The organism is Mahella australiensis 50-1 BON (genome assembly GCF_000213255.1).
Taxonomy (GTDB): domain Bacteria; phylum Bacillota; class Clostridia; order Mahellales; family Mahellaceae; genus Mahella; species Mahella australiensis.
Map to the genome: position 1 here is coordinate 2,438,923 of NC_015520.1, position 14,253 is coordinate 2,453,175.

Consider the following 14,253-nt stretch of genomic DNA (forward strand, 5'->3'; position numbering starts at 1 on the left):
CAGATAAAATCTCTAAAGGACTTTTACCGAACCCTAAAGTCTAATATCCATCTCACCGCGTTGCCTCGCTCCCAACAATGGCACTATTAAGATTATATTATCAACACTTTTAACTTATGGTCATCACCATGAAAATGTTTAAACTATCTTCGTAATGCTATACTATTTTAGAAGATACAAAATCCTATCACTTCATTTTAGATTGATAATCAGCATATGCCTTGGAATAGATCTCAACATAGCGATCAACACCAAATCTTTTGAGTTCATTTACATAATCATCCCATTCACCTAAAGGACGAGCACCTGTTATAAACATACTAGTATTCTTTATCACATGATTAGTAATATTAGTTTTAAGTTCGGAAAACTCTTCAGCCGTTTGTTTATCCATAAATAACATACGAGGTAAACATACATCAGGCCAATACTTTTTTGTCTTTAGAGTTTCATATTCTAAGTATGTTTCATAGTTATTTCTTAAAGCTTCAGGTGTTGCTTCTGGAGCCCACATTGCGCGACGTTCATAAAGATCACCAAGCAATGGTATCCAAAAAGTGTTGACGGTCTGCTTATCTTTTTCTTCCTGAGGCGCATCCTGTGGCAATGTTATCGGTACCCATTTAAGTGGACCGCCTAAGACATTCTTGGCATTGGGATCTTTAGGCCTTTCCCAATTTATACCTTCAATTCCATAATGCCCTATAGGCAAAAATTCTTCGCTTAAGAAGTAATCTGCCAGTCGGAAAGCCGCCTCTTTATTTTTGCATGTATCAAATATGGCAAAGTGAAAACCATTGAATTGTGCTATAGCATCTTGATAAGACTGATATCTTACACCATTTGGCCCTGCTACAGGAGGCAAAGCATGATACTGCATAGCTAAATCCTTATTTCCATTATAGTCAACACCCATTGTCATATGGTCACAAGTATATGCCCCAACAGTAGCTATATCCCCGCCTTTTCTACATTGCTGCATTAATCCTTCAGAATTTTGCGTAAAATTAGCAGGGTCGATTAGTTTCTCATCATACAATTTCTTAATGAATTCCAATCCTTGTTTATATTCAGGTCTATTAGCTATAAAAGTGACTTTACCATCAATCCAAGCAAGGAAGGGCCGTGGATTAGATGCATTGCTCGCAGCAGGACAATCAATAAAGGAATTCATAAGCCAGTATTCAGCAGCACAAGAATAGTCAATACATCCTGTCAAAGCAACCTCATCCGCTTCTCCATTACCATTAGGATCTTGCGTTCGAAAAGCTTTCAGTACATTATAAAGTTCTTCGGTCGTCTGAGGCTCATTTAGCCCCAATTTGTCTAACCAAGCATAATTCATCCACAGTTTCGGATAAGACATACAGTGACCACATTCGGTAAAACGCGGTATGCCATAAATTTCTCCATCCGGTGCCGTAATATATGCACGATAATTGGGGCGTAAAGCAAATATTTTTTTGATTTCTGCACCATATGTGTCGATCAAGTCATTCAAAGGAGTTAATATTTTTTCTTGCATACCGTATTGCATAATATCAGCCTGTGTTAGCAGGGTACTCCAATCCAATAAAGCTCCGTCAGGATAATCTCCACTTGCAAAAGAGAGTATCATCTTTTGCTTACCTTCCTGTGGATTCAAAAAGATAAACTTTAACTTTATATTAGTTTTATCAGCAATATATTTCAAAACACCATTTTGATCCAATTTCGATATATCGCTCTCAGATAATGCACCTTCTTTATAAAATGTAAGCTCTATGGGTTCTTTGACAATTGGAAATTGCCCCGCAGGTGCTACTTGACCTTCAGCAGTCGTCTTTTCCACATCAGTTGAACTTTTATCTCCACTATCTCCGCCCGTATCACAACCAACTAAGAACACTGAAATGGCAAGAACAAAAACCAATGTTACTATAAACAAACGTTTCATAAAAATCTACCCCCGTTTTAATTATTAACATGAATTACGCAATTTAAGATAAATACCTTAAATCTAATATTTAAGCATGATGAGTTACGACTAAAGATGGTTCTATAGCATTTTTCGCAAACACTTCCATCCATATGTTAACTGCAATTACGTCAGACTACCTCTATACAGTTTAAGAATGGAGATAACCCACATGTATAAAATAGGTATTTGGCCATATGGGATGACTTAGCAAAAGTTGTCATATTCACTATACAATTCATTAAATCATAGGCGGCTGTCATCGGGTTTAATCATTGATGCCATCATAACACGCAAACCCTATAATCATAATTTATCTTATATTGGAAATACATATGTTCATACTATAGGTATTCATGTTAAATGACACCAATCCATATAAAGCCAAAATACGATTGGTCGAGTAGACGGAGCAGCGCTGTTACGCCGCCCGCCCCTCGCAGAACCGTATGTGCGGTTTTCCCGCATACGGCTCTTCTACCCCTCTGCTTCGCAATGTTAGGATTGCGCTTGCTTCTGCATCGTGTCGTTTCCGCAGCTTATATGCCTCTTGCGCATCAGTTGTGTTCCCCTTTGCAGCGATGTGGCGAAAGCTGACCACTTCGCTCCGCACACTTTCATGTGTTTCATCACTACTATGAGTCAGTCCGACTTCTCATGTGTCATTTGTTTGGCTCCGCTTCTTTCGAAGCTCTTACCTCCCATACCCTTTCAGGAACTCATGAGACCTCTCGGGTACGCTGTGAATCTACCTTACAAGCTCGCCACGCTCTACGACCCCGGTTGAACCTCCGCATCCTCACCATTAACGTTTGCGGATTGCTGCCTGCTGTACATAGCACGACATCAGCTTCAACATAAACATCTAACGAGGCTGAATCTCTTCACGCTTTCGCATTGCGGCTCGCTTGCTCTCCATCTTCACGCTTAAGCCTCGCCTCGCGGCTTTGGCTCCAGAAGTGAGTACCGGCTGTTGGCCAGACTTTACCGGGCCCAGTATTCCACCGGACTATATACTCAGCGCCGAACCAGCGCACGCTAAGGATTTACAGTATATATTTCCATCAGCAGAGACGAATTTATACATAAAGTTATAGGTAAAGATAGCATCAGAACAACCATCTTTGAAAACTTTGCTGCTTAAAATATTAGATTTTCAAGGTACAGAGGACTTTTGCGTAAATCCTGTTATCAATATTTATACACAACGCCAATGCGTTAGTGGCTGAATTAAATACGCTACTGCAAATTCAACCTCATCCTTTTAATGCACCAATCATAATACCTTTAATAAAATATTTTTGCACAAAGGGATAGGCCAACATTACCGGTACACTAGCAACAACAATCGTGGAATATCTAAGAAGATAGCTAAAATACAATAATTCCTGCTGCCTTTTAACATCACTAGGTGAACCCAATCCCATATTAAGCACAAGTATGTCTCTAAGAACTAATTGTAAAGGAAATAAACTTTGAGACTTAAGATACAGTAAAGCATCGAAATAACTATTCCAATGACCTATACCATATAAGAGGGCCATAACAGCTATAATTGGTTTCGCCAATGGTATAACGATCTTAAACAAGTAGTAAAAATCTCCGCAACCTTCCAGAGAAGCACACTCATAGAGTTCCATAGGAATATTTGATTGAATATAAGTACGAGTAATAATCACATTCCAAACTCCCATAGCATTCGGGATAACCATAGCCCACATAGTATCCAGCATATTTAAACTCTTTATTAATAAATATGTTGGGATCATTCCACCGCTAAAAAACATTGTGATAGAAAACAATACAGTAACGAAAGAACGTGCTTGAAAATCTTTACGAGATAATGGATAAGCAGCTAAAAGTGTCATGATTATATTTATTACTGTGCCTAACACCGTATAAATTATAGAATTACGGTATCCTATCATAATGGCCGATGTCCTAAAGATCATCTTATAACCCTCAACATTAAACCCAACTGGCCATAGAAATACGCGCCCAGCAGCTATAGCTTCAGCAGAACTAAAAGAAGAAGCTAGAACAAAAATGAGAGGAATAGCTACAACAATTAATGCTATCCATAATATTGTACAAACCAACATCATATATATTTTATCACTAAAACTCTTATAATAATAAACTTTATTAGGTCTTTTGCTCAAGTCTTCGTTTACAACCGCATTATCATACATCCAATAACACCTCTCTAACCTACCATAAACTCGTCTCGCCTATATGGCGTGCCATGGTATTAGCACCTAGTATTAATATAAAATTAACTACCGAATTAAATAAGCCTACCGCTGTTGCATAGGAGTATTGGTAATTTATTAAACCTTTCTTATAAACAAATGTCGATATGACTTCCGAAACATCTAGATTAAGAGGATTTTGCATTAGATAAACTTTTTCAAAGCCAACATTCATGATGCCGCCAATTCCCAGAATCAACATAATGGTCGCTGTTGGTGCTATTGCTGGCAAATCTATATACCATACACGTTGAATACGTGATACTCCATCTATTACTGCTGCTTCTATCTGCTCAGAATCAACCCCCGATAGTGCTGCAATATAAATTATTGCACTATAACCGGTATTTTGCCAAACACCAGACCATACATAAATATGCCGCCATAGTTTAGGTTCACCCATGAAATTTACTCGCTCTCCCCCTAACAATTCAATTACATTATTCACAAGTCCTCCCTGAGGACTCAATATTTGTAATACTATACCAACCATTACAACGGTAGAAATAAAATATGGAAAATATGTCACCATCTGTACGGTTTTCTTGAAGAACACATTTTGGACCTCATTCAATGCCAAAGCTAATATAATAGGCATAAAAAATCCTGCAACTAAACTATATAAACTTAATAGAATTGTATTGCTCAACAATTGAGAAAAAAGCGGTGTAGCTAAAAACTGGTGGAAATACTTTAGTCCTACCCACTCGCTTCCCCATATACCTCTTCGCATAGAGAAGTCTTTAAAAGCAATTATTATACCACCCATAGGGACATAACAAAATATTAAAATGTACACTATGGGTAATGAAACCATCAAATAAAGTTGCCACTGCTTTGATAATGTAACGAAAGACATCCTTTTCCCCTTTTTCCGAATAACATTCACATTCTTCGATTCAGCTAGATCTCCTTGAGAATAGCTCATGACCTTTTGTCGAGTAGGCAGCCTCGACCCTCCTTTCAAAATATTCTAATATCGCAAAGGATTGCCTAATGCCCCTCACGAAACTGTACGTACGGTTCCCCGCATACCTCTCCCGGCACACATGCATTATTGTTATACTTTTGCTCATCATACCCATCGTATCTTAACTTCAACCTTTATGGGCTTAATAGAAGATTCCGCGGACTTTGGCGTAAATCCTGTAATGTTAAATTTTCAAGGTCCACAGATTTTGGCATAAGTCCTATTATCAACCCAATTCAATAGCAAGGCAATTGACATATTCCGTGGGCTTATTATCCGGTAAGTTTACCACCAGTGTACCAAAGGGCTGTTCAAAAGAAACCTCACCTACACCCAAAAGCCTTACGGATTTTACTTTCTCATTTGGCATAAGTGACTTGATAACCGCTCTGTTATTTTCAGGCCAACGCATTTGAAACGCATATAGTATATTGCCTTTTTGAGTGAAACGGAAATCCGAACTTGTCCATGAAACTTCATCCTCTTTGAATCCACTTATGGCTACCTTTGAATAACCTTCACCTGAAACTCGGAAGGGATGTGTACCATATATACCTTCAGCGCATACTTTATTCCATTTAGCCAATTCTTTGAGTATGTACACACATTCATCATCTAATGTACCATCTGGTCTCTGCGGGATATTCAACAATAAATTCCCATTCTTTGAAACGATATCTACGAGCATTTCTATAATATGGCCAGGTTTTTTGTATATTGCACGTACATCGTAAAACCAATTGCCCACACATGTATCCGTCTGCCATGGCTCGGGCTTTATATCCGGCTCCTGGCTCCGCTCGATATCCAATATGCCGACAGTATAGATTTCTTTACGCCTATCTTTCTGATTATATACAGCCTGATTTATACCATTATGGTTAGCTGCACTGGTATTATACAAATGAGCTACCGCATTAAGACCAGCTTCATATGCATTATCACCAAAAGGCAGCGGGCCATCTGAATATAACAAATCAGGTTGATATAAATCGATTACTTCTTTGATAACGTTAAACCATCTTTGATGCCACCAAGGATTCTGAGTATACCAAGGGTCAACTTTGTTAAGTTTATTAGGATCATAATGTTCATGATTGGGGAGGTATAAATCCTCATACGTAGGATCACTACCATCATAAGCTACACCAGCATAAGGTCCTTCTTTATCACAACCCTTATTGACACTATACCAACTGAATGTAGCCCCAAGATGTTCAGTGATGCCAAACGGCAAATGTCGCTTTACGGCAGCCTTTTCCCACATTCCTACAATGTCCTTATGAGGCCCCATGTTTACCGAGTTCCAGCGATGGATTTTAGAAGCATAATTGAAGAAATGATCATGATGCATAGCTTGAGCAACAAAATACTTTGCACCAGCATCCACATAAAGATCCATCAAGCTTTCTGGGTCGAAGTTTTCAGCTTTCCATAATTGTACCAGATCTTTATAGCCAAATTTAGATGGATGACCATAGTGACGTAGATGGTAGCGATATTGGTCTGAGCCTTCGCAGTAGATATGTCGAGCATACCAATCGCCGTACATCGGAACCGATTGTGCTCCCCAATGAGACCAAATTCCCAATTTGGCATTTTTGAACCATTCCGGGCATTCGAATTGCCGTAGAGACTCCAGCGTTGGTTCAAAAGGTCCTTCTTTTATTTGATAATCCATTATCATTTTACCCCCTATGAAAGTCCATATTTAAGTTTACTAACAACATTTATTTGCCTGACAATGTATCGTTGACACAATAACGCCTTAATATGCGATGAAACGTTTTAATATGAGATAATTATAATTTCTTGGCATAATATAATCAAGTGCTGAAATTCCGTTATTTTAAGCATTACAGCTTACTATGCTAGTTTAAGTCGCTTTAGCTACTTGTAACTACTTTTTTCGCTTATTTTTATGCTTATCTACTAATTAACAATATCTTTCGGGCTGTCAGTATACGTTTATTATACAAATTGAACTGCATCGTTTACATTGTTTTACAATATTTTGAATTTAGCGTTCACCGTATAACTACGTATTCCACCGTTGAAGATAAATTTATCTTATCGACTATATAATCAGGCAATTCCTCTACTGTAAAACAAACCTCTTTCTGCCCTTTATATTGCCTGTTCACCTCATCTAATATATCCATGCCTATCTTATTGGCACAAAAAGTGCGGTGGATTATGCACGGATCATTATCTCTAAATAGTTTTATACTTTCCTCTATTATGCATTCTTCTTTAAAATCCAGTTCTATAATAGAGCGTTCATCGATTTTAATTCGATCTTTATCTAAAAAGGTTACTATCCCTTTCATATCATACTCCATAATTCTGCAAACATCACTATAGCCACAGCTTTGATACTGATGTAGTCTCGAAAGCTAAAGAACGCCAGTATTATACTCATGGCAATAGTCAGACCGTATATGGCTAGCATAACAGCTTTAGCATCTTTGAATATATCGCCTACCTTAAATAATCCTATCCCTATAGTAAAGTATGCTATGAAAGTACCTATGATGTAACTCATACCAACCAGAAAAAGCTCTTTATTTTGGCGGCCGCTCATTACCAATATTGACAGAAAGAACAGTAGCATCGAAACAGCGCACAGATTGAATCCATCCAGCAATCCAGCCAATGCTATTCCTACTGGCGTAAAGGCCTCAAATCTTTCTTTTTCGTTATCTATAACCTTGTCTTGGCCAAGTATACCTACTTTAATCTCTTTATACGCTCTAGTACCGTTAACATATGACTCTATAAGCGGCAACAGCTTTTGCTTGATTTCGCTATCACCGCTAAGATAAGTATCTCCCACAAATACTGCTGGTAATATAATATTTTCAGCGCTGTAAACTTGGATATAACTTTTATATACATAAAGGCTTTGCTCATAAAATACATTATATCTACGGACCAGCACATCTGCCCGGGGATATAATGAACGCAAATGACTCTCAAAGTCATCTATAAATTGCCGATTTGATTGGCACGATGAGCAAGCCTCTATATAGAAATAGGCAATCTCAATTTGCGGTTTATCTCCAGCTACAACGGGGTTGGCTGAAGTAGAAATACAAATATAAATAGAACAACTCGTACTGAAATCCTTATTTTATCACTGAGCCTACAGCCATTTACCAAAGAGCACATAGGTTCCTCCTTTTGTATCAGCTCTATGAGAGGTTAGCATTATTCTTTAATTGCATCAAATATCGCTTCTATATTTGCTGGATCAACATCAGGTAATATTGCTTCATGACTAGGCGAGATGATTAATCCCGTTGGAAAAATCTCTTTTAATTCCAAAACCTTAGCCTTAGCCTTAATTTGCTGCGGCGTGCCACTGATCAAAAGCCTTTGCGCATCTGCTCCGCCACAAAATGCCACTTTATCTCCAAATGCTTCTTTTAGTCTACGAGGCTCCATGTTTTTGGTCAAGGCCTGGATAGGATGTATCACATCTACGCCTAAAGCAATTAAATCCGGTATAATATCGAATATAGAACCACATGAGTGATGAATTAAACTTTAGCGTTAAAGTTGGCTGTATATGTCTTTTTCATGCTTCCATTTTATCATAAATTCGACCTTTTAATTGTCTTAATTTATGGATTCATTGTAGGGTTTATAACATCCCAAAGGTCTCTCCAATCATTCGCACCTTCCCATAAAAATACCTGACCTTTAATAAGACGGCAATTTTTATCGACCGTTGCTAGTTCTTCCATCTCTTCTTCAGTAAGTGGATCCTCTATTGTACACCGTAAATTGCTTACATATTTGTCTCGATGAATTGAGAACGGGATCGGAATTTGCCCACGCTGAACTGCCCATTTGATACAAATTATTGCCGGATGAACGCCATGTGCTTTCGCTATTCTAACTACAACCGGGTCTTCTATATCCACTACATCATCCGGTGTTCTGTCGCGATCAGGACGAGAAGGTGACCCTATCGGACAAAAGCCTATAGGTTGTATACCGTGATCAAGACAAAATTGAAACAACTCAGGTTGTTGGAAACAAGGGTGTAATTCCATTTCATTGGCAGCAGGCATGATGGTACAATCCCGTAAAAGCAGTTTCAATTTGGATACAGTCATATTGGAGGTACCGATATGTCTCACATAACCCGCCTTTACTAACCTTTCCATCTGATACCATGTCTCCATATACTCTTCATGAATATATGGCCTGGCACTAGGATCGCGATAATCCGGTGGCGCTCCTTTGGGATGAAAGTTCGGAAACGGCCAATGAATGAAATAAAGATCAATATAATCCAGTTTCAGATCTTTAAGGGACTTAGCGCATGAAAGCAGCACATCTCCTCTGCCATGCATATCGTTCCATACTTTTGATGTTATAAAAAGTTCTTCTCTCTTAACGCCTGATCTCATAATTTCCTGAAAGGCATCGCCTATAAGGCTCTCGTTTCCATATACCGATGCGCAATCGAAAAGTCTGAAACCCACCTCAGCGGCGCCTTTTACAGCAGCAGCAACCTGCTCTGCCGTATAACGATCCGAGCCAAATGTTCCCATACCTATCGCTGGTATCTTGTCGCCGCCACGCAATATTCTATACGGTACCAATTGGGGATCAATAATATCATTTGCTCCATTTATCATATAACTCTTCTCCTCCAGTCTCAATATTCTATAAGCATTGGCAATTATTCATTAACTAATAATACCTTTCCACTCATCGGTATACGTTTCCTATACAAATCAAATGCATCGTTTACATCGCTCAACGCAAACTTCTTATGTATCATAGTTTCGCACTTTAGAACCCTTCGCATCAATGCATCGGCTGTGAGCATCCACTCTTTACCTGGAAATGGTGCTGAATAGGACATCCACGAGCCTGTAAGTTTTAATTCTTTGCGCAGTATTTTCTCAAAAATCGGCGGTGAAAGGATAAGATCTGCCGTAGGTGTGCCTATAAAGCACACTGTACCTTTACTGGCCACTATATCAAGGCTTAGCTTTTGGGTAAACATAACTCCAGCCGTTTCAAAAACATAATCTATACCCCTATCCTCCACTATCTTGCTTATTTCATCCTTAAAACCCTCTTCAGATGTATTTATACATACATCTGCCCCCATATCCTTAGACTTGGCCAATTTAGCCTCATCTACATCAAAGGCTGTGATGTGTGCCGCTCCCAATATTCTCAACCACTGCACCGCAAGTTGACCTATTGTACCGATACCTAACACGGCTGCATCAAACCCTGGGCGAAAATCAGCGTTGAAGATGCCGTGTAACGCTACCGTGGAAGGTTCAAAGAACGCCCCTTCTTCAAAGCTTACATTATCCGGAAGCTTAATAATATTTCGAGCCGGTACTTTTACATACTGTGCCCAGCTTCCGAACACACTGGAACCTATAAATTTATAATGCTTGCATTGCGAAAAATGACCAAGCTGGCAATCTATGCATTCGTGGCACGGCAAAAGCGGTGCTGCCGTTACCCTATCGCCTTTTTTAACATCACTTACCTGCTCACCCACATCCGCTATTATCCCTGAGAACTCATGCCCAAGCACAATAGGGTAATAGTGAGCTGCATCGCCCAGCACCCTAGGTATGTCAGAACCGCATATACCAGTGGCTCTCACTTCAATGAGAACCTCATTTGGCAATATAATGGGCGTATCTATGTTTTCATATCTTATATCATTTTTGGCATGCAAAACAGCTGCTTTCATAATATTCCCTCCTGTTGAACCTCATAAAGCCTATCATAGGTTTGTTCTAGGTTATCGTATATTTCTCTGTATACAGCATAAAGCTTATCATATATATAAAAATTATCAACGTTTGGCTCATATGACTTTCTTATTCTCACCGCCTTGGATACGGCTTCATGGAAATCCTTATATGCGCCTATTCCAACACCGGCCAATATAGCGGCACCTAACGCTGTAGCGTCGTCAGCATAAGGAACCTGTATCCTTTTTTGGGTTACATCGGCTTTTATCTGGGTCCACAAGGAGCTTTTAGCCGCTCCGCCTACGCTTATCAATTCATCGACATGTGCTCCCGCTTGCTGGGCAACTTCTATATTATGGCGCAGTGAGTAAGCGCACCCTTCCATCACGGCCCGTGCCGCATGCGCTCTGGTCTTATCATACGAGAGGCCGAAAAATACACCCCTGGCCTTTGGATTCCATATCGGGGAGCGCTCACCAGACATATATGGCAGAAATATCAAGCCGTCGCTGCCTGGTTTTATAGAGGACGCTTCCCTATCCACGATGCCGTAAACGCTAACGCCTTCTTTATTGGCTTTGCAGACCTCGGCATAACCGAATTGATCTACAAACCATCTGAGAGCACCTCCGCCACCTACCGTACCGCCCTGTAGCAGCCATGCATCAGGTACGACGTGATAGCCGAGTATAAGGCGGGGCTCTATAACAGGTTTATCCACATATATACTCATTCCGCCGGCTTGACCGCCTTGTTCTTGTGTTTGACCGACCGATATGACACCGGCCCCCAGCGTTGATGCGGCAGCATCCAACCCTCCAGCCACCACAGGTGTACCAACTAAAAGGCCGGTGCTTCTGGCAGCCTCATCGGTTATGCTTCCAACCACATCACAGCATTCCAATATGTCAGCTACTTTGTCTATATCCAGACCCATTTGCCGGCATAGCTCCTTATCATAAACGCCATCTGCTATATTAAAAAAATGGAATCCATAACCCTGCGATTTATCTTGTGTAAAGCGACCGGTTAACTTATATACTATAAAACCATTGCTCTGCAAAAATTTATAAGTCCCATTATAGATGTCCGGTTCATTTTCTTTTAGCCATAACATCTTAGGCGTTATATATGCAGGATCAGGCGGATTGCCGCTCACTTCAATAAGCCTTTGTATGCCAATGGCTTGGACCATACGTTCAGCTTGTTGCTGGGCCCTGCGGTCAAACCATATTATAACCGGCCTCAACGCTTTGCCGTCACATGAAACAGGCAGAGCGGACCAGCTCTGTCCGTCTACACCTACACCGACCACATCCGCCGGATGCACCTTCCCCTGTTCCCATATGCATTGCAACGCATGGCATACTGCTTGCCACCAATCATCCGCATATTGTTCGGCCCAACCTGACCGCGGATAATGTACATCATATGGGCACAATGCAGACGCCACTACGTCACCGTTTATATCAAATACCACAACTTTGCAGGCCGATGTACCTATATCTATGCCCAGAATATATGACCTCATATAAGCTCCCCTACATTACAAAATAGTTATCATAGCCTCTTTATCGACTGCCCCTCAATGAAATGGGCTTTAAGGCGTATCACCTGTGGAAAATTGTCGCAGTTTCCTCTCATACGCTGATAAAGCATCTCTGCCGCTTTCTGACCTATTTCAGCCATAGGCTGCACAACCACTGACAGCGAGGGCTTTATAAGTTTAGAAAGCTCCAGTTGATCAAATCCTATGAGGGAAAGTTGATCAGGTATTTGTATGCCGAACTCATTTACGGCCATTATAGCTCCTATAGTCATCTCATAATTGGCTACAAAAACTGCGGTAGGCGGGCAATCCAACCGCATAAACTCACTCATAAGCTTATAGCCCGTATCCTCAGTATAATCGCCGTATCGTATCAGGTTCTCATCTATAGGTAAATTATAATCAACAAACACGCGTCTATAACCTTCCTGGCGTTCTTTGGCGGTATATATATCTTTTGGACCGGTTATCATGCCTATACGCCTGTGGCCTAGCGTTATCAGGCGCTCCACCGCTTGATAAACGGCATTCACATTATCCACAAGTACAGCATCCAATTTAACGTCCTCTACCAAACGATCCATCAATACAGCCGGTAGCTCATCGCCCAATACCTCGGTTATATGAGTACCGTCGCTGCCGGTTGGCATTATCACCACGCCATCCACATATTTGTCCTTCACGAATTGGAGTTTAGATTTTTCTTTTTGTACATCGCTTTGGCTATCGCACACTATAACGCTATAACCATATTGATCCAAATGGCGTTCTATACCTTCTATAATACTCATGCTGAATATATTAGCCAACGCAGGCACCACCACCGCCACCGTCATGGATTTACTGGTCTTAAGGCTCCGAGCCACAGGATTGAGCTTAAAATCCAGACGCCTTATGGCCTCGTCTATCTTACGTTTATTTGTCTCACTGACTTCATAACCATTTAAGTACCTTGAAACGGTACCTACTGATACCTGCGCTAATGCTGCCACATCTTTTATAGTCGCTGCCATTGCATCCCTCCTAGATGAAACGATTCAATCTATATCATTATTATACTAGATCTTTTCTTATATTGTCAAATACTATTTCTTCTCCTTTATGGATTGCCATCCTTCACGGGCCATGGATATCAACAGAGGATTGTTCTCCCTGTCTTTATGATTTACAACGCGGCTAAACCATTGCACCGCTTGCGCAGCATTGCCCAAACGTCGGTATAATTCACCTATAATATAGAGTAAATTCATCTCATTTACGTTATTATCGATCTGACGCTCATAAGCAGCGATATATTCATCCAGTGCTGCCTGCAAAAAGCGCCTTTCTCCTTGTTCATCCTGGCCGAAGCGATACAGCCAGGCTATCCGCAGGCATAAGGCCGCTAATTCCGATGGTTTATCGTGCTTCAATTGAGCGCATAAAAGCGCCAATTTATAGCACTCCAACGCCTGCTCCAATGTACGCTCGCCACCGTAATCGCGCGATGTCCAGCTTGGGGCCGTATGCTGAAGCACAGCCTTTTTTCCCTCAACATCTATTTTGTCGAAGCGGTCGACTGAAGCTGCATATCCGCAGTGCGGGCACACATAAATGTCATAAAACATCGGATTGACACCTTTATAATGCACGCAAAAATCGCTATCTCTCGTTTCCACTTTTATCGCCGACGTTCTGACACGTGTGGAAGTAAAATTTTTGCCGCACACAGGGCATTTTATTTCCTTTGTATATAAAGCCTCTCTATTCATTCAATCCCTCCCAATTGCTAATTATACACC

12 protein-coding genes are annotated in these 14,253 nt (G+C 40.5%); all 12 read right to left on the minus strand.

Features of this window, described 5'->3' with window-relative positions; translation table 11 throughout:
- Positions 1-187: 187 nt before the first annotated feature.
- The 12 genes from MAHAU_RS11405 to MAHAU_RS11460 all read right to left on the minus strand — a co-directional run bounded on the left by MAHAU_RS11405 (position 188) and on the right by MAHAU_RS11460 (position 14,223).
- A complete protein-coding gene (locus MAHAU_RS11405) occupies positions 188-1,936 on the minus strand; it encodes an extracellular solute-binding protein (RefSeq protein ID WP_013781885.1) in 1,749 nt (582 codons plus the stop codon).
- A gap of 1,277 nt (positions 1,937-3,213) precedes the next feature.
- The gene (locus MAHAU_RS11410) at positions 3,214-4,149 is read right to left on the minus strand and encodes a carbohydrate ABC transporter permease (RefSeq protein ID WP_013781886.1); all 936 of its coding nucleotides are present in this window, start codon (positions 4,147-4,149) and stop codon (positions 3,214-3,216) included.
- Between the two features lie 19 nt (positions 4,150-4,168).
- Positions 4,169-5,068 carry an ABC transporter permease gene (locus MAHAU_RS11415; RefSeq protein WP_216086239.1) on the minus strand — a complete coding sequence of 300 codons (900 nt, stop codon included), beginning with the start codon at positions 5,066-5,068 and terminating at the stop codon, positions 4,169-4,171.
- Between the two features lie 337 nt (positions 5,069-5,405).
- Complete coding sequence (locus MAHAU_RS11420; protein ID WP_013781888.1) at positions 5,406-6,860, minus strand: alpha-L-fucosidase; 1,455 nt, start codon at positions 6,858-6,860, stop codon at positions 5,406-5,408.
- Between the two features lie 346 nt (positions 6,861-7,206).
- On the minus strand, positions 7,207-7,509 hold the full coding sequence (locus MAHAU_RS11425; RefSeq protein ID WP_013781889.1) for a hypothetical protein: 303 nt from the start codon (positions 7,507-7,509) through the stop codon (positions 7,207-7,209).
- Positions 7,506-8,015: a hypothetical protein gene (locus MAHAU_RS11430; protein WP_148258423.1), complete on the minus strand. Its 510-nt coding sequence runs from the start codon at positions 8,013-8,015 to the stop codon at positions 7,506-7,508. Before MAHAU_RS11430 ends, MAHAU_RS11425 begins: the two co-directional genes overlap by 4 nt.
- A gap of 374 nt (positions 8,016-8,389) precedes the next feature.
- Positions 8,390-8,722 (minus strand): uroporphyrinogen decarboxylase family protein, encoded by a 333-nt coding sequence (locus MAHAU_RS11435; protein WP_083809903.1) that lies wholly within the window; start codon positions 8,720-8,722, stop codon positions 8,390-8,392.
- 83 nt (positions 8,723-8,805) lie between these two features.
- Positions 8,806-9,831 (minus strand): aldo/keto reductase, encoded by a 1,026-nt coding sequence (locus tag MAHAU_RS11440; protein ID WP_013781891.1) that lies wholly within the window; start codon positions 9,829-9,831, stop codon positions 8,806-8,808.
- A 44-nt stretch (positions 9,832-9,875) separates the two neighbouring features.
- The gene (locus MAHAU_RS11445; RefSeq protein ID WP_013781892.1) at positions 9,876-10,919 is read right to left on the minus strand and encodes a galactitol-1-phosphate 5-dehydrogenase; all 1,044 of its coding nucleotides are present in this window, start codon (positions 10,917-10,919) and stop codon (positions 9,876-9,878) included.
- Positions 10,916-12,454: a xylulokinase gene (locus tag MAHAU_RS11450; protein WP_013781893.1), complete on the minus strand. Its 1,539-nt coding sequence runs from the start codon at positions 12,452-12,454 to the stop codon at positions 10,916-10,918. Before MAHAU_RS11450 ends, MAHAU_RS11445 begins: the two co-directional genes overlap by 4 nt.
- 29 nt (positions 12,455-12,483) lie before the next feature.
- Positions 12,484-13,485 carry a LacI family DNA-binding transcriptional regulator gene (locus MAHAU_RS11455; protein ID WP_013781894.1) on the minus strand — a complete coding sequence of 334 codons (1,002 nt, stop codon included), beginning with the start codon at positions 13,483-13,485 and terminating at the stop codon, positions 12,484-12,486.
- Positions 13,486-13,557: 72 nt separating this feature from the next.
- Positions 13,558-14,223, minus strand: coding sequence for a DUF2225 domain-containing protein (locus tag MAHAU_RS11460; RefSeq protein WP_013781895.1), 666 nt, complete (start codon positions 14,221-14,223; stop codon positions 13,558-13,560).
- Positions 14,224-14,253 lie beyond the last annotated feature (30 nt).